The following is a 17,875-nucleotide window of genomic DNA, read 5'->3' on the forward strand; positions in this document are numbered from 1 at the left end:
CTTCGTTCTAAGGCTTTATCCATGCGTCGATTGTTTTTGCTGTGGCTGTTCCTGATCGCGGGCCTGGCCCAGGCCGCCAATCCCTTCGAAACCAAACCCGATTTCCTGCCGGTGGAAAAGGCGTTCGTGTTTACCTCCGAACGCCTGGACTCCGGTGAAACCCAGCTGTTCTGGCAGATCGCCGATGGGTACTACTTGTACCAGCAGCGGCTCAAGTTCGATGGCCTGGCCGAGGCGCAAAAACCCCAGCTGCCGGAGGGTGAAGCCCACAGCGACGAGTTTTTCGGCGACCAGCAGGTCTATCGCCAAGCGCTGGAGCTGAAGATTCCGGCCGGTGCCACGGGCAAGATCAAGGTCGGCTTCCAGGGCTGCGCCGACGCCGGCCTGTGCTATCCACCCCAGACCCAAGTGGTCGACCTGGGTGGCAGCGCACCGGTGGCGGCCAGCGGCGAGGCGCCGGACCAGGCCCTGGCCAGCGGCCTGCAACAACGGGCCCTGGGCTGGAGCCTGTTGGTGTTCTTCGGCCTGGGCCTGCTATTGGCGTTCACCCCCTGTTCGCTGCCGATGCTGCCGATCCTGGCCGGGTTGGTGGTAGGCAGCGGTGCAGGACCGAGACGCGGCCTGGCCTTGGCCGGCAGCTACGTGATCAGCATGGCCCTGGTGTACGCCGCCATGGGCGTGCTCGCCGCGCTGCTGGGCGCCAACCTCCAGGCGCTGCTGCAACAACCGTGGCTGCTGGGCAGCTTCGCAGCCGTATTCGTGTTGCTGGCGCTGCCCATGTTCGGCTTCTTCGAATTGCAATTGCCGGCCGCCCTGCGTGACCGCCTGGAAAACGCCGGGCGCCAGCGCCGCGGTGGCAGCCTGGTGGGCGCCGGCATTCTCGGGGCGCTGTCCGGCCTGTTGGTGGGCCCGTGCATGACCGCGCCGCTGGCCGGTGCGCTGCTGTATATCGCCCAGAGCGGCAATGCGCTGCACGGCGGGCTGATCCTGTTCACCATGGGCATCGGCATGGGCCTGCCGCTGTTGCTGTTGGTGACCGTGGGCAACCGCTTCCTGCCCAAGCCCGGCGCCTGGATGAACCTGCTCAAGGGTGTGTTCGGCTTCCTGTTCCTGGGCACCGCGCTGCTGATGATTCGCCCGATCATCGACGGTTCGTTGTGGGTCGGCCTGTGGGGCGTGCTGTTGTTGATCGCCGCCTACAGCGCCTGGCGCCAGACCGAAGGGTTCGGCCGCATCGCCTATGTCTGCGGCAGCGCCTCGTTGCTGTTCGGCCTGTGGGGCAGCCTGCTGGTGATTGGCGCAGCGGGCGGCGGCGATGACTTCTTCCAGCCCCTGAAGGTCTACGCCGGCACCGAGGGCCGCGCGACCGTCAGTGCCCACGACGCGTTCGTCACAGTCAGCGAGCCCGCCGCCCTGCAACGGGAACTGGACGCCGCCAAGACCCAGGGCCAGTGGGTGCTGCTGGACTACTACGCCGACTGGTGCGTGTCCTGCAAGATCATGGAAAAACAGGTCTTCGGCCGCAGCGAAGTGCTCGACGCCCTGAGCGGTGTGCGCCTGCTGCGCCTGGACGTCACCGCCGACAGCCCCGCCAGCCGCGAACTGCTGGGCCGTTACCAAGTGCCGGGGCCGCCGAGCCTGCTGTGGATCGGCGCCGACGGTGAAGAACGCCGCAGCCAGCGGATCACCGGGGAAGTCGACGCCAAGGCATTCCTGGAGCGCTGGAACCTCACCCGGGACGCGCGCTGATGCTGACGTTTACCTTGGGCACCTTTGCCATTGCCCTCAACCACCTGTTGCTCATCAGCGCCCTGGCGCTGGCGACCTTCGTCGGCTGGCGGGTGGCCAAGCGCGGTGGCGAAAACCCCGAGTCGGTGCTGTTCGTGCTGTTTCTCCTGGGCCTGCTGGCCGCACGGATCGGCTTCGTCGTCGCCTATTGGCAACATTACCGGGACGACCCGTGGCAGATCGTCGACCTGCGCGACGGTGGCTTCCTGGCCTGGCCGGGCATCGTGGCGCTGCTGATTGGCGCCTTGTTGTGGGCTCGGCGCCATCCACCCCTGCGCCGACCGTTGGGCTTCGGCGTCGGCAGCGGCTTGCTGTTCTGGCTGGTGGCGACCCTGTCGCTGACAATTTATGAACAAGGCACCCGGCTGCCGGACATCACCCTGCGCACCGCCGACGGCGAGACCGTGAAACTCACCGATTACCAGGGCGGCCCCCTGGTGATCAACCTATGGGCCACCTGGTGCCCGCCCTGCCGCCGTGAAATGCCGGTGCTCGAAGAAGCCCAGCAACAGCGTCCGGACCTGACCTTCCTGTTCGTCAATCAGGCCGAAAGCATGCAAAGCGTCAGCACCTACCTTGCCACCCAAGGCCTGAGCCTGGACAACGTGTTGTTCGATGGCAGCGGCCGCCTCGGCCAGGCCGTCGGCTCCATGGCCCTGCCGACCACCCTGTTCTACAGCGCCGACGGTCGCCTGCTGGGCAGCCACCTGGGGGAATTGTCGGAAGCGAGCCTGGCTCGCGCCTTGGAAAACTTCGAAACGCCGGACTCGTCCACGACGCCCCACTCCGCCACAAGGAAAACGCCATGCCCCGCCTCCGCCACCTGCTGACCCTGGCCGTTGCCGCCGCACTGTCGCAGGCCCCGCTGCTCCAGGCCGAAGAATTGCCTGCAGCGATAAAGAAGATCGAAGCCAAGGGCGCAAAAATCATCGGCACCTTCGACGCGCCGGACGGCTTGCGCGGTTATGCGGCGCAATACCAGAACCGTGGCATGGCGCTGTACCTGACCCCGGATGGGCAGCATGTCCTGCTGGGCAACCTGTACGACGCCGACGGCAAGGACCTGAGCGCCGAGCCACTGCAAAAACTGGTTTATGCACCGATGGCCAAGGCCATCTGGGCGAAGATGGAGGGCAGCAACTGGATCGCCGACGGCAACAAGGACGCACCACGCACGGTGTACCTGTTCAGCGATCCGAACTGCCCGTACTGCAACATGTTCTGGGAACAGGCTCGGCCCTGGGTCAAGGCCGGCAAGGTGCAGTTGCGCCACATCATGGTGGGTATCATCCGCGAAGACAGCCCGGGTAAATCCGCCGCCTTGCTGGCGGCCAAGGACCCGGAAAAAGCCCTGGCCGAACATGAAAAGGCCGGCAAGGGCAGCCCGCTCAAAGCGCTCAAGGACATACCGCCGGCCATCCAGGCAAAATTGGACGCCAACCAGCAGTTGATGGACGAGCTGGAACTGTCCGCCACCCCGGCGATTTTCTATCTGGATGAAAAAGGCGAGCTGCAACAGCAGCAAGGCGCGCCGTCGCCGGACAAACTGGTGAAGATTCTCGGGCCGAAGTGACTGGCATCACTGTAGACCCCTGGTGGGAGCGAGCTTGCTCGCGATAGCGGCAGATCAGTCAGCATTGATGTGATAGACACACCGCAATCGCGAGCAAGCTCGCTCCCACATTGGATCTGCGTCGATCACAGGTCCCCTGTGGGAGCGACTTTGCTCGCGATAGCGGTGGATCAGCGACGCAAGAGTCCCAGCAACATCCGATTCACGAATTCCGAGTTCTCCAGATTGGAGATGTGCCCCGCCTCCGGAATCACCACATGGGGGCAACCGATCAACTCGGCCATCTCCAGCGACTCGGACGGTGGCCGCGGTTTGTCCTGGTCGCCAAACATCACCGTCGTGCGCTTGGCGTCCAGTTCATGCAGGCGCGGCAGGATGTCGTCCCGACCGAAAATGATCCGCCCCAGCGGCACGATGCTGTCGCGCAGGCGATCGGTCGGCAGCGCGGCCAGTGTGGCCCGGAACTGCTGGTAGAGCGCCGAATGCGGGTCGATCCCCGGCCGGAAAAAGATCGGCACGATGATGTCCAGCAAGGGTTCGGGAATACTGCCGCTGGCTTCGATCTTGTCGAACAGCGAGAAGTAATACTGGCGGGTCGCCTCCGGCTCGACGCCGACGTAGGTGTCCATCAATACCAGCGACTGCACGCGCCCAGGCGCCGCCAGCGCCAGCCGCGCACCCCACATCCCGCCCACCGAAAGCCCGACCAGGTTGAAGCAGTCGATGCCAAGATAATCCATCGACGTCAACGCCTGACGGGCCAGGTCGTCCAGGGAGGTCATGCCCTCAGGCAAACACCCGGACTGGCCGTGGCCCCACAAGTCCAAGGCGATGACCCGATAATGCGGGGACAACACCTCGATCTGCGGCGCCCACATGGTGTGGTCCCACAGATAGCTGCTGCCCAGCAGCACCACCGGGCCCTGGCCTTGGTCCAGGTAGTGAAGCGGTTGTCCGTCAATGATTGCAAAGGGCATGGGTGACCTCCTTGTTTGGAAATGAATAGCCCAGGGAGACTGACGTGGCGGGTAGTCAGCGTCAACCGCCGGTATTGCGCCGCAACGACCTGTAAGACCTGACAGTAGAAATGCTCAGCCGCTGGGGATAGCTTGAAAACTCGACTACCAACGAAAGGAAGCATCATCATGACAAAAGCTGAGCTTGAAACCTTCGCCCGGGAACAGGTGGTTCTCTTGCAACCCAAAGCGGGCAATACAGAAAAAGCGTCCGGGCAAATAGCCAAGGGAAAGCTTCAGTTTTTTGAGGCCCTGGTGGCCGTCTATGGATCTACGCCGACCCCGGAACAACTCGGCCTGCTGGATGCCGTGAACGATACGATTCAAAAGCTCGGGGCTTTTGGACCCGACGTGACCTTTTTCACCAGGCCCGAGGCTTGTTGCGCTACGTCGTGACGCCTTCGCGAGCAAGCCCGCTCCCACATGGGATTTGTGTCGATCACAAACCCTGTGGGAGCGAGCTCGCTCGCGATGAGGTCTTCATAGACGCCGCAGAACTACATTCCTTCCAATTCCGCCATCAAATTATTCAACCGATCCACCTTCTCCTCGGTAATTTCGCTGGCCGCCAGCCCATCGATGTAGTCGGCCAGTTCCTGCACCGTGCTGCATTCGAACATCGCTCGCAGCGGTACGTTGCGTTGCAGGGCCTTTTGCACCCGTGAGGCGATTTGCGTCGCCAGCAGGGAATGGCCGCCCAGTTCGAAGAAGTTATCCCGCACCCCGACCCGCTCGACTTTCAGCACCTGGGCCCAGATGTCTGCCAGGGTCTGCTCTAGTTCATTGCCGGGCGCCTGGTAGTCCTGGCTTTGCAACTGGCCGATCTCCAGGGCCGGCAAGGCCTTGCGATCAAGCTTGCCGTTGGCGTTGAGGGGCAGGCGCTCGAGCCACAGCCAGTGCAGCGGCACCATGTATTCCGGCAGTTCGGCCCGCAGGCGCTGCTTGATGCGCTCCAGGCGCTCGGCGGGTTTCAGCACCGAGTCAGTGGCGACGAGGTAGCCCACCAGATGCTTGCCATTGACGCCCTCCTGCACGGCCACCGCCCCATCGCGCACTTCTGGCTGTTCATGCAAGCGCGCTTCGATTTCCCCCAGCTCGATGCGGTAGCCGCGGATTTTCACCTGATGGTCGATGCGCCCGACGTACTCCAACACCCCATCGCTACGCCGCCGCGCCAGGTCGCCGGTACGGTACAACCGCTCCCCCGGCGCACCGAACGGATTCGGCACAAAGACCGGGGCAGTGCGCAACGGATCGCTGACATAACCACGCCCGACCCCGGTGCCCGCCACGCACAATTCACCCACCGCGCCCAGCGGCACCAGGTCCAGCGCTCCGTCGAGCAGGTACAGACGATTGTTGTCGGTGGGCGTGCCAATCGGCAGATACGTACCACGGGTCGAGGCCAGGTCGACCCGGAAGAACGCCACGTCGTCGGAGCATTCCGCCGGGCCGTAGGCGTTGACCAGGCCGATGTCCGGGTAACGCAACAACCACTGGTGCGCCAGTTCCGGCGGCATCGCTTCGCCGGTGGGCAGCATCCAGCGTAAGCCGTCCAGCCCGATGCGTTCCTGGGCGAGCATGCCCTGGATCAGCGACGGCACGCTTTCCAGCACGCTAATGCCCTGCTGCTGTACATGCTCCAGCAGCCCTTGCGGGTCGTGGGCAATGGCGTTGGGCACGATGTCGACCCGGGCACCGAACAACGGCGCAGCGAGGAACTGCCAGACCGAAATATCGAAGCTCTGCGAAGCAGTCTGGGCGATCACATCCACCTCGCTCAGCGCCAGGTACGGCACTTTGCTCAGTTGGTTATTGAGCATGCCCCGCTGTTCCACCATCACGCCTTTGGGCAGGCCGGTGGAGCCGGAGGTGTAGATCACGTAGGCGAGGTTATCCGGCCCGCTGTAGACACCTGGGTCTTGCGGTGAAAAGTCGCTGGCCTGGACGGTTTCCCACACCAGCAGTTTCGGTCGCCCGGAACAGGCGAATTCGTCCAGCAACGCCTGGGCCTGGGCCTCGCAGGCCTGGGTGCAGACCAGCAACGGCGTGCGACTCAATTCGATGATGCGGCTCAGGCGCTGGCTCGGCAGGCCGGGATCCAGCGGCAGATAGCCGGCTCCGGCCTTGAAGCTGCCGATGATCATGCCCAGCAACTCGGCATCCCGTTCGGCCAGCAGCGCCACGGGCTGGTCCAGGCCGACACCGGCAGCGATCAGGGCGTGGCCGAGGCGGTTGCTGCGCGCATTCAACTCGGCGTAGCTGTAGCTCGCGTCCAGGCAACTGACCGCAGGGCGGTGGGGATGGGCCGCAACCCGCGCCTCGAACAGCTCGACGTAGCTCTGCTCCAACGGATAGGCATGCTCGCTCTGGTTGCAGCCCTCGATGAGGAAATCCTGTTCTTGAGCACCGATCAGCGGCAGCTCGCTCATGTCGCCGTGCAAGCCCTCCATCAACGCCAGCAGCAACCGCTTGAACTCGCCGAGCAGCCCCTGGACGGTGCTTTCATCGAAGTAGCGCTGGTCGTACGAAAGGTGCAGCCCCAGGTCATCGCCCGGATAGCAGACCGCCGTCAGCGGGAAATTGGTGTGGGTCCGGCCCGAGTCCGAAGTGGCGTTGAGGCTTTGGGCGCGGTCCAGCACCGAGACCTCCACCGGCGCATTCTCGAACACGAACAAACTGTCGAACAGCGGCTGGCCCTTGGGCAGTTCGCTGACCTCCTGGATGCTCACCAGCGGCAGGTATTCGTACTCGCGCAGTTGCATGTTGCTGTCCAGCAAATCGCTGAGCCACTGGCGCACGCTGCAACGCTGATGGTCCTCCGGCATCTGCACGCGCAAGGCGATGCTGTTGATGAACAGCCCCACGGTGCGTTGCATCTGCGGCAGCTCCACCGGGCGCCCGGCCACGGTGACGCCGAACAACACATCGCGGTCGCCGCTGACCCGTCGCAGCACCAGGGCCCACGCCGCCTGGGCGAACGTGTTGACCGTCAGTTGCTGAGCCTGTGCCAGCTCCCGCAGCCGCGCACCGTCCCGGGCATCGAGACGGGTGTAGCAGTCGCCGACGATCATGCCGCCACTGTCACCGGCGTGCTCGCGCAGGAATGGCCGGTCGCCAGGGATCGGGGTGGTTCGCTCGAAGCCTTGCAGGTTGCGCTGCCACCACTGGCGGGCTTCGGCCAGGCTCTGGTGCTGCAACCAGCCGATGTAGTCGCGATAGCGCGGTGGCACGGCCAACTGCGGTTCGCGGTTTTCACCCAGGGCGGTGTAGATCTCGAAGAAGTCGTCCATCAGCAGCGAACGGCACCACGCATCGATGAGGATGTGGTGGTTACTCATCATGAACCAGTAGCGTGCCGCGCCGACCCGAATCAGCCGCAGGTGAAACGGCGCCTGGTTCAACAGATCGAAACCGGCCTCGCGCTCGTTCTTGAGCAGGACCTGGAGCTTGGCTTCCTGGGCGTCTTCGGGCACCTCGGACCAGTCGAGATAATCCACCGGCGTGTTGCCCGGCTTGTGGATGATTTGCAGCATGTCTTCGCCGACGTTCCAGCAGAACGACGCGCGCAAGGCTTCATGCCGGGCGATGACCGCCTGCCAGGCCTGGGCAAAACGCTGCGGGTCCAGTTCGCTGTTGATGCGATAGCGATCCTGCATGTAGTACAGGCCCGTGCCCGGTTCCAGCAAGGTGTGCAACAGCATGCCTTCCTGCATCGGCGTCAGCGGGTAGACGTCTTCGATCTGCCCGGCCGGCAGCGGCAGGCTGTCGAGCTGGCCCTGGGTCAGCTTCGCCAGGGGGAAGTCCGATGGCGTCAGGCCGCCCGCCTCGTCCGTCAGGCAGTGCTCGATCAGGCGTTGCAACTCATCGAGGTAGGCCTCGGCCAGGGTAGCGATAGCCTGACGATCATGCCGTTCACGGCTGAACGTCCAGCGCAGCACCAACTCGCCACCGCTGACCTGGCTGTCGACACTCAGCTCATTGGGCAGCGGCGCAGCGGGATCGTGGATCGCCCCCAGCGGCGCATCCAGCGGCTGGAACAGCGCATCCTGACCGAGGGTCTGGTCGAGCTGGCCCAGGTAGTTGAAGGTGATCGCCGCATGCGGCAAGTTGGCCATCGTCTGGCGAGTCGTCGCGTCGGCCAGGTAGCGCAATACGCCATGGCCGAGGCCCTTGTGGGGCACCGCGCGCAATTGTTCCTTGATGGCCTTGATCGACGCTCCGAAGCCTTCGGCCGCTGGGCTCAAGCGTATGGGATAGACGCTGGTGAACCAGCCGACGGTGCGGGTCAGGTCGATGTCGTCGAACAGCGCTTCGCGGCCATGGCCTTCGAGCTGGACCAGGGCCGATGCGTGACCACTCCAGCGGCACAGCACCCGGGCCAGCGCCGTGAGCAGCAGGTCGTTGACCTGGGTGCGATAGGCGCTCGGCGCCTGTTGCAACAGTTGCCGGGTGCGCTCGGCGTCCAGGCGTACGCTGACGGTTTCAGCATGACGTTCCTGCAGCCCGCCCTCGGGATTCGCGCACGGCAGCTGCACCTGCGCGCCACTCAACTGCGCTTGCCACCACCCCAGTTCTTCGCGCAGGGATTCGCTGCCGGCGTAAGCCTGCAAACGCGCGGCCCAGTCCCGCAATGGGCTGGTCTTGGCCGACAGTTGTACTTCCTGCCCGGTGGTGAGCTGGCGGTAGACGGTTTGCAGATCGTCCATCAGCACCCGCCACGACACACCGTCGACCACCAGGTGATGGATGACGATCAGCAACCGTTGCTGGCCATCGGGTAACTGCGCCAGCACTGCGCGCAGCAATGGCCCGGTTGATAGATTGAAACGGCTCTGCGTCTCGGCAAACAACGCTTCGCAATCCTGCGCGGTGTCCACGGACACGTGCCGCAACAGCGCCGCGTCAGACAACGACTGATGCTCGGCCCGCCAGTGCCCGGCGCTTTCGTCGAAGCCCAGGCGCAAGGCATCGTGGTGCTGGAAGACGCTGCGCAGTGCCTGCTCCAGCGGTTGCGGCGCCAGGGCCGTGGTCGGCGCCAGCACCAGCGCCTGGTTCCAGTGGTGCTGGTTGGGGATCCGGCGCTCGAAGAACCAGTGCTGGATCGGCGTCAGCCCGGACTCACCCTGCAACAGGCCCTGCTCGGCAAGCACCTGCTGGCGGCGCGTGGCAACCGCGGCCAGGGTCCGCACGGTCTGGTGCTGGAACAAGTCCCGGGGAGTGAAATGAATGCCCTGCTGCCGGGCGCGGCTGACCACCTGGATGGACAGGATCGAATCGCCGCCCAGCTCGAAGAAGTTATCGTTGAGGCCCACTTGCCCGACGTTCAGCACGTCGCACCAGATCGCCGCCAGGGTCTGCTCCAGGGCATTGCTCGGCGCCACGTAGTGTTGGCGATTGAGTTCGGGATCGGGCAGCGGCAAGGCGCGGCGGTCGAGCTTGCCGTTGGCGGTCAGCGGCATGCTCGCCAGCAGGATCAGGTGCGTGGGCACCATGTAATCCGGCAACTGTGCCTTGAGGTGGTTTTTCAAGGCTTCGCGCAGGGTCGCTTGTTGCTCGCCGCCCTGTTCGGCGACCTCGGTCACCAGGTAACCCGCCAGTTGCTTGCCCCCCGGCGTGTCGAGGGCCAGTACCACGGCCTCGCGCACCGCGTCATGTTCCAGCAGGCGGGTTTCGATTTCTCCCAGTTCGATGCGGAAGCCGCGGATTTTCACCTGATGGTCGATCCGCCCCAGGTATTCCACCAGACCGTCGGCACCCTGGCGCACCAGGTCGCCGGTGCGATAGAGGCGTCCGCCCTCGGTGGCGAACGGGTCGGCGACGAAACGCTCGGCGGTCATCCCCGGACGCTGGTGATAACCCTGGGCCAGACCGGCGCCGCCCACATACAACTCACCTGTGGCACCTTGGGGCACCAACGCCAGGTCGGCGTCGAGGATGTACGCCATGCGGGCGCCAATCACGCTGCCAATCGGCACACTGGCCGCGCCCTCTTCCAGTCGCTCCGGAGCCAGGCTCGCCAACGGCATGACCACGGTTTCGGTCGGGCCATAGGCGTTGAAGAACAGGCTTGGGTTGAACGCCGCGCGAATGCGCTGCAAATGCTCGCCCGTCAGGGCTTCGCCGCCGGTGATGCACATGCGCACCGGCAAGGTCTGGCCCTGGGTCGCCAGCCACTGCGCCAACTGGCTACCGTAACTGGGCGTGAAGCCAAGGATGTTGATGCGATGCCGGCGAATCAGCCCGCAGATTTCCTCGGCGTCCCATTGGCCCTGGACCCGCAGCACCACGTGGGCGCCACTGAGCAATGGCACCAGCAGGCGTTCGGTGGCGGCGTCGAAGTTGATGGAATAGAAATGCAGCTCGCAATCGTCCGGGCGCATGCCGAAACGCTGGATCACCGCCTGGCAATGCATGGCGATTTCACCGTGGGAGACCACCACGCCCTTGGGTTTGCCGGTGGAGCCGGAGGTGTAGATCAGGTACGCCTGGTGTTGCGGCAGGTTGATCAGCGGCAGCGGCTGATCCGGGTATTGGGCCAGGGCCGCCGAATCATCTTCCAGGCACCAGCAGCCCACGCCCTCGGGTAACGCACCGAGGGCCTGGAACATCGCCCGGTCACTGAGCAGCAGGCTGACGCCGCTGTCCTCGATCATGTAGCTCAAGCGGTCCAGCGGGTATTCCGGGTCCAGCGGCACGTAGGCACCGCCGGCCTTGAGGATCGCCAGCAGGCCGATGACCATTTCCAGCGAACGTTCCAGGGCCAGGCCGACCCGCACCTGCGGCCCGACGCCTTGCTCGCGCAGCATCCAGGCCAGGCGATTGGCGCGGCTGTCCAGTTGCGCATACGTCAGGGTCTGCCCGGCGAACGTCAGCGCTGGTGCGTCGGGACGCATCCGCGCCTGTTCGTCGAACAGTGCGTGGAGGCATTGGTCCAGGCGATGCTCACCGGGCTCGACGCCCAGGCTGTCGAGCAGCTGTTGCTGCTCGCGGGTGTCCAGCAACGGCAGTTCGCTCAGGCGTCGGGCCGGATCGACCAGCAACGCTTCCAACAGATTGCGCCAGTGCCCAGCCATGCGCGCGATGCGCGGCTCGTCGAACAGGTCGGTGCTGTAGGTCAAACAGCAACCCAGGCGCTGATCCAGGTCGGTGACTTCCAGGTTGAGGTCGAACTTGGTGGCCCGGGCGTCATTGACCAGGTATTCCACCGTCATGCCGGCCAGCGTGCGGCTCTGCTGGAACTCCCAGCGCTGCACGTTGCACATCACCTGGAACAGCGGGTTGTACGCCGCACTGCGCGGCGGTTGCAGGGCTTCCACCAGATGATCGAACGGCAAATCCTGGTGGGACTGGCCTTCGATGACGGTGTGGCGCACCTGCTCGAACAGTTCGCCCACCGACATCTGCCCGTCGAGCTGGCAACGCAACACCTGGGTATTGAGGAACGCGCCGATCAGCCCTTCGCTTTCCGGACGGATGCGGTTCGCCACCGGCGCGCCGATGCGCAGGTCGGTCTGGCCACTGTAGCGATAGAGCAACACGGCCAGGGCCGCGGTCATGGTCATGAACAGGGTCAGGCCCTGTTGCGCGTTGAAGGCACGGACCCGCGCCGCCAAATCATCGCTGAGGTCGAAACGGAACAATTCACCGCGATGACTTTGCACCGATGGACGCGGACGGTCACCGGGCAGTTCCAGCAGCGGGTGTTCGCGGCCCAGTTGCGCGGTCCAATAGTCGAGTTGTCGCTGACGCTCGCCGGACTCCAGCCACTGACGCTGCCAGACGCTGTAGTCCAGGTACTGCACCGGCAACGGTTCCAGAGGCGATTCACGATCGTCGATAAAGGCTTCGTACAGCGCGCTCAGTTCACGGGCGAAAATGTCCATCGCCCAGCCTTCGGTGACGATGTGGTGCAGCGTCAGGACAAAGTAATGCTCATGCTCGGCGGTCTTGACCAGGCAGGCTCGCAGCAGCGGTCCGGTTTCCAGGTCGAAGGGCTGGTGGGCCTCGCTGTCGGCCAGTTGCTGCACCCGCTGCTGGCGAATGTCGGCGGCCAGCCTCGAGAAGTCCTTCCAGTCCATGCACAGGCCCGTCTCGCCGTGCACCTGCTGGCGAGCCACGCCGTCGATGCTCGGGAACGTGGTGCGCAGGGTTTCGTGGCGCAGGATCAACGCCTGTAAGGCCGCCTCGAAGCGGCCGACATCCAGCACCCCGCGCAAGCGCGCCATGCCACCGACGTTGTAGGCCGGGCTGTCCGGCTCCATCTGCCAGAGAAACCACATGCGCTGCTGGGAATAGGACAGCGGCACTGGTTGGCTGCGGTCGACCTTCTCGATGGGCGGCTGGCGGTTGGTCTGGCCGCTGGCCTGGATCAAGCGCACTTGTTCAGCGAAGGCTCCCAGCTCACTGGCCTCGAACAAAGTGCGCAGCGGCAGCTCGACGTCACAGGTTTGGCGGGTGCGGGAAATGATCTGGGTCGCCAGCAGCGAATGGCCGCCGAGGGCAAAGAAATCGTCCCGCAGGCCGATGCGCGCAAGGCCCAGCACGTCGCGCCAGATCCCAGCGATTTGTTGCTCCAGGGCGCTGGCCGGCTCGACGTGCTCGCGCACCTGCCACTGCGGTTCGGGCAAGGCACGGCGGTCGAGCTTGCCGCTCGGGCCCAGGGGCATGGTCTCCAGACGCAGCAGTTGGGTGGGCACCATGTAGTCGGGCAGCTCGGCGGCCAGGGCGGTTTTGAGTCGAATGTTCAACGCGTCCTGGTCCTGAGCGACATCCGGGGCGGTGTAATAGCCGATCAACTGCGGGCCGGCCGAGGTGTCGCGCACCAACACCGCCACTTGGGCGACGCCGTCCTGGGCCAATAGGCGCGCTTCGACTTCCTGCGGCTCGACCCGGAAACCGCGCAGCTTGACCTGCTGGTCGAGGCGGCCGAGGTACTCGATCACGCCGTCGGCGTTCCAACGCGCGCGGTCGCCGGTACGGTACAACCGCGCACCGGCCGGCCCCAATGGGTCGGCGACGAAACGCTCGGCGCTCAGGCCCGGACGGCCGAGGTAACCCCGGGCCAGGCCCAGGCCGCCGATGCACAGCTCGCCGGGCACACCGGCCGGCACGAGATTGAGCTCGCTGTCGAGTACCCGGCACAGGACGTTGCCCAGGGGACGGCCGATCGGCGAGCGCTCGCCATCGGCCTCGGTGCAATGCCAATGGGTGACGTTGATCGCGGTTTCGGTCGGGCCGTAGCGGTTGTGCAGTTGCACCGCCGGCAGTTGCGCCAACACCCGGTTGCGCAGTTCGGCGGGCAAGGCTTCGCCACCAGAGAACAACCGACGCAGGCTGCTGCAACGGGCGCTCAGGGGCTCATCGACAAACAGGCTGAGCAACGGCGGTACGAAGTGCAGCGTGGTCACGCCAAACTGCTGCACCAACTGGGCGATGCGGTGCGGGTCACGGTGCTCTCCGGGGCCAGCCAGTACCAGTTGGCTGCCGCTGATCAGTGGCCAAAAGCACTCCCAGACCGACACGTCAAAACTGATCGGCGCTTTTTGCATCAGCACATCACTGGCATCCAGCCCGTAGGTCGCTTGCATCCATTGCAGGCGCTCGGCCAGGGCCGCGTGAGTATTGCCGACGCCTTTGGGCTGGCCGGTGGAGCCGGAGGTGTAGATCACGTAGGCCAGCTGGTCGCCGTGCAGGTGCAAGCCCGGCGGATTGCTCGGCCATTGCTCCAGGTGCAGGGCGTCCATGGCGATGACACTGACACCGTCGCAAGCCGGCAAACGCTCGAGCAGCGCGGTTTGGGTCAGCAGCAAGTCGACGCCACTGTCGTGGAGCATGTAGGCCAGGCGTTCGACCGGGTAGTCCGCATCCAGCGGCACATAGGCACCGCCGGCCTTGATGATGGCCAGCACACCGATGAGCAACTGCGGCGAACGCTCGGCGGCAATCGCCACGCACACGTCCGGGCCAACGCCCTTGTCCCGCAGGTAATGGGCCAGGCGATTGGCCTGGGCGTGCAGCTCGGCATAATCGAGTTGACCACCGTCCCAGCGCAACGCAGTGCGTTGCGGCGTGCAGCGGGCCTGTTCGTTCAACAGCTCCGGCAGCCATTGGCTGGCCGGCGCGCACGGGGCCGCGCTCCATTGCTGCTGTTGGCTGTGTTCATCGGCGCCCAATAACGGCACATCGCCGATGGCTTGCTGCGGATCGGCACAGACCGCCCGCAGCAGGTTGCAATAATGCGCCGCCAGCCGCTCGATGGTTGCCGCCTCGAACAGTTCGTCGGCGTAGTCGAACGACAACGTCAGCCGGCCGTTGCGATCTTCTTCGCTGTGCAGTTGCAGGTCGAACTTGGCTTCGCGGCTGTGCCACGGCAACTCCTCGGCCAGCAACCCCGGCAGGCGCCGCAAGGCACTCAAGTCACGCTGCTGGTGGTTGAACATCACCTGGAACAGGCCTTGTTCACGCGCCTCGGGAAACGCTTCGAGCAATTGTTCGAACGGCAAGTCCTGGTGGGCCTGGGCACCGAGTGTGGCTTCTCGGGCCTGGGCCAGTAGCGCAGCGAATGGCTGACGTGAATCGACCTGCCCACGCAGCACCTGGGTGTTGATGAAGAAGCCGATCAGGCCCTGGGTTTCCAGGCGCGGACGGTTGGCGTTGGGCACGCCGATGCGAATGTCGGATTGGCCGGTGTAACGCTGCAACAGCGCCTGGAAGGCTGCCAGCAACAGCATGAACGGCGTTGCGTCGTGAGCCTGGGCCACTTGGCGCAAGGTATCGCCGAGGCCCTTGTCCAGGCGCAGGCTATGCCGTGCGGCACTGCGCTGGCGTTGAGCGCTGCGCGGGTGATCCGTGCCCAGCACCAGGGCCGAATGTTCCGCGCCCAGTTGCTGCTTCCAGTAGCTCAGTTGGCGCTCGGCCTCGCCCTGGGCGAGCCACTGGCGCTGCCAACTGCCGTAGTCGGCGTATTGCAAGGACAACGGCACCAGACCGGCGACCTGGCCTTGGGATGCAGCGGCGTACAGCCGGGAAAACTCTTCGACCAACACGTTCATCGACCAGCCATCGGCGATGATGTGATGCAGTGTCACCAGCAGCTGATGGTCATCCTCGTCGAGACGCAACAGGCTGACCCGCAGCAGCGCCCCCTTCTCCAGATCGAACGGCGTGGCCGCTTCGTCTTCTCGAACCTGCCGCGCCCGGGCTTCGCGCGAGTCGGCAGGCAGGTCGCCAAGGTCGATGACACGCAGCTTGAATTCACCGGCCGGATCGACCTGTTGCAGGGCCACGCCATCACGCTCCAGGAACCGCGTGCGCAGGGACTCATGACGCTCGATCAATTGCTGGAAGCTGGTGCGCAGCGCGTCTTCGTCCAGCTCGCCGCGCAGGTGCAAGGCGCCGGGAATGTTGTAGGCATGGCTCGCCGGATCGAGCTGCCAGGTAATCCACAAACGGTTCTGGGCCAGGGATTGCGGCAACGCATCGTCGCGCGACAATGCGCTGATCGCGCCTTGAGGCTGGCCGCCGTCCTGTTGCTGGTTCGCCACCGCTGCGGCAAACGCGGCCAGGGTCGGGGCTTCGAACAGCAGGTGCAGGCTCAATTCCAGCCCCAGGGTTTCCCGTAGCCGTGCGATCACCTGGGTGGCGGCGATGGAGTTGCCGCCCAGCAGAAAGAAATGATCGTCAGCCTGGACGTGTTCGACCTGCAGCTGCTCCCGCCAGATTTGGCCGATGAGCGTTTGCAGCTCGGATGACGGCGCAGATTCGTCAGCGACTTCTGCCTCGGCTGACGGGAACTGTGCATAACTGTCCAAGCTGCCGTCGGCCAATCGACTGCGGCACGCCGAGCGTTGCAACTTGCCGCTGGAGGTCTTGGGCAACGCGCCGGGATTGAGCAGCACCACCACGCTCGGGGCTTGCTGGCAGGCCTCGGCCACGGCCTGGCGAATGGCTTTGATCAAGGCTTCGGGCGGGAGGATTTTCTGCACGCTGCGGCTGATTTCCGCAGCGATGCCAATACCTTCCTCGCCGCTATCGTTGACCGCGAACGCGGTCACGCGGCCTTTGCGCACCACCTCCACTTCGCGCTCGATGGTTTGCTCGATGTCCTGGGGATAGAGGTTATGCCCGCGCACGATCAGCAGGTCTTTCAGGCGACCGGTGATGAACAGTTCGCCGTCGCGCAGGAAACCCAGGTCACCGGTACGCAGCCAGGTCCGGCCATCGTGCTGGACAAAGGTCTGGGCGCTGGCTTCAGGGTTGCGCCAGTAACCCAGGGCGATGCTCGGGCCAGCAGCCCAGACTTCACCGACCTGATGGTCGGCCAGCGGCTGCAACGTGGCGGGCTCGACCACCAGCAGCGCGTGCCCAGGCTGGCTGACACCACAACTCATCACCGCACTGCCCCGCCCCGGCTCGGCACGGTTTTGCGCCAGGGCCGCATCATCCACCCGCAGCGAAGGAATGCCGTGGCGGCGTGGCGTGCCGGCGACGAACAGCGTCGCTTCGGCCAGGCCGTAAGAGGCCATGAAATTGTCCGGCGTGAAGCCGCACGGGGCGAACTTCTCGGCAAACCGCTCCAGCGTGTCGAGGCGGATCGGCTCGGAGCCGGAATAGGCCACGCGCCAGCCGCTCAGGTCGAGACGTTGCAGGGCCGAATCACTGACCCGTTCGCTGCACAGCCGATAGGCGAAGTCCGGGCCACCGCTGATGGTGCCGCCGTACTCACTGATCGCTTCGAGCCAGCGCAGGGGTCGGGCCAGGAAGTAGGCCGGCGACATCAATACGCAGGGGACGCCGCTGAACACCGGCTGCAACAAGCCACCGATCAAACCCATGTCGTGGTACAGCGGCAGCCAGCTGACGATGACGTCATCGGGGTTCAGGTCGATGCCGAACCCATGACGGATCAGCAGTTCGTTGGCCACCAGGTTGCCGTGGCTGACCTGCACGCCCTTGGGCAACGCGGTGGAGCCGGAGGTGTATTGCAGGAAGGCAATGTCGTCGTCCTGCAGCGTCGGCATCCGCCATTGCCCGGCGTGGGCCGGGTCGAGGGTATCGACGCACAACACCGGCGGTGCCGATTCGATGGCTTGCAATGGCTCGCGCAGATCGCTGCTGGTGAGCAACAGGCGCGGTTCGGCGTCTTTGAGGATCGACAGCAAACGCTCCTGATGGTGGCGACGGGCGGACTCCGGCGGATAGGCCGGCACGGCAATCACCCCGGCGTAGAGGCAGCCAAAGAACGCCGCGACATAATCCGGGCCGCTGGGGAACAGCAGCACGGCGCGATCACCCAGCGCGGCCTCGGCCTGCAAAGCGCCGGCGATGGTCCGGGCGCGCAGGTCCAGGTCGCGATAACTCAACACCACACCCTGCCCAGGGGTGTCGGCGAGGAAGCGCAGGGCCACCCGGTCCGGCGTCAACGCGGCGCGGCGCTGGAGGGCATGAGCCAGGGTGATGGGGAGTTCGAACGCGTCGGTCATGGGGGGTTCCTGCC

6 protein-coding genes are annotated in these 17,875 nt (G+C 65.0%); 4 read left to right on the forward strand and 2 right to left on the reverse strand.

The window, feature by feature from the left end:
- The first annotated feature begins 21 nt into the window (after positions 1–21).
- The 3 genes from dsbD to dsbG are packed head-to-tail and all read left to right on the forward strand — an operon-like array spanning position 22 to position 3,361.
- Positions 22–1,749 carry a protein-disulfide reductase DsbD gene (dsbD, locus tag AB4Z20_RS01870; protein WP_253472758.1) on the forward strand — a complete coding sequence of 576 codons (1,728 nt, stop codon included), beginning with the start codon at positions 22–24 and terminating at the stop codon, positions 1,747–1,749.
- Positions 1,749–2,618, forward strand: coding sequence for a prolipoprotein diacylglyceryl transferase family protein (locus tag AB4Z20_RS01875; RefSeq protein ID WP_442089211.1), 870 nt, complete (start codon positions 1,749–1,751; stop codon positions 2,616–2,618). The genes dsbD and AB4Z20_RS01875 overlap by 1 nt, the downstream gene beginning before the upstream one ends.
- Positions 2,594–3,361 (forward strand): thiol:disulfide interchange protein DsbG, encoded by a 768-nt coding sequence (dsbG, locus tag AB4Z20_RS01880; protein WP_253472751.1) that lies wholly within the window; start codon positions 2,594–2,596, stop codon positions 3,359–3,361. Before AB4Z20_RS01875 ends, dsbG begins: the two co-directional genes overlap by 25 nt.
- A gap of 170 nt (positions 3,362–3,531) precedes the next feature.
- On the opposite strand, the gene AB4Z20_RS01885 is transcribed toward dsbG, so the two are convergent.
- Positions 3,532–4,338: an alpha/beta fold hydrolase gene (locus AB4Z20_RS01885; protein ID WP_442089212.1), complete on the reverse strand. Its 807-nt coding sequence runs from the start codon at positions 4,336–4,338 to the stop codon at positions 3,532–3,534.
- A 168-nt stretch (positions 4,339–4,506) separates the two neighbouring features.
- Here AB4Z20_RS01885 and AB4Z20_RS01890 point away from each other — a divergent pair, with 168 nt between their 5' ends.
- Positions 4,507–4,773 carry a hypothetical protein gene (locus AB4Z20_RS01890; RefSeq protein WP_024619516.1) on the forward strand — a complete coding sequence of 89 codons (267 nt, stop codon included), beginning with the start codon at positions 4,507–4,509 and terminating at the stop codon, positions 4,771–4,773.
- A gap of 101 nt (positions 4,774–4,874) precedes the next feature.
- Here AB4Z20_RS01890 and AB4Z20_RS01895 read toward each other — a convergent pair whose 3' ends face one another.
- Complete coding sequence (locus tag AB4Z20_RS01895) at positions 4,875–17,861, reverse strand: non-ribosomal peptide synthetase (RefSeq protein ID WP_442089213.1); 12,987 nt, start codon at positions 17,859–17,861, stop codon at positions 4,875–4,877.
- Positions 17,862–17,875: the final 14 nt, after the last annotated feature.

This window comes from Pseudomonas sp. KB_12 (genome assembly GCF_052114545.1).
In the GTDB taxonomy this organism is placed as follows: domain Bacteria; phylum Pseudomonadota; class Gammaproteobacteria; order Pseudomonadales; family Pseudomonadaceae; genus Aquipseudomonas; species Aquipseudomonas brassicacearum.

What these genes read in the sequence shown, in the direction of transcription:
- dsbD (WP_253472758.1), top strand. Translation starts at nt 22, where the DNA reads ATGCGTCGATTGTTTTTGCTGTGGCTGTTCCTGATCGCGGGCCTGGCC.
- AB4Z20_RS01875 (WP_442089211.1), top strand. Translation starts at nt 1,749, where the DNA reads ATGCTGACGTTTACCTTGGGCACCTTTGCCATTGCCCTCAACCACCTG.
- dsbG (WP_253472751.1), top strand. Translation starts at nt 2,594, where the DNA reads ATGCCCCGCCTCCGCCACCTGCTGACCCTGGCCGTTGCCGCCGCACTG.
- AB4Z20_RS01885 (WP_442089212.1), bottom strand. Translation starts at nt 4,338, where the DNA reads ATGCCCTTTGCAATCATTGACGGACAACCGCTTCACTACCTGGACCAA.
- AB4Z20_RS01890 (WP_024619516.1), top strand. Translation starts at nt 4,507, where the DNA reads ATGACAAAAGCTGAGCTTGAAACCTTCGCCCGGGAACAGGTGGTTCTC.
- AB4Z20_RS01895 (WP_442089213.1), bottom strand. Translation starts at nt 17,861, where the DNA reads ATGACCGACGCGTTCGAACTCCCCATCACCCTGGCTCATGCCCTCCAG.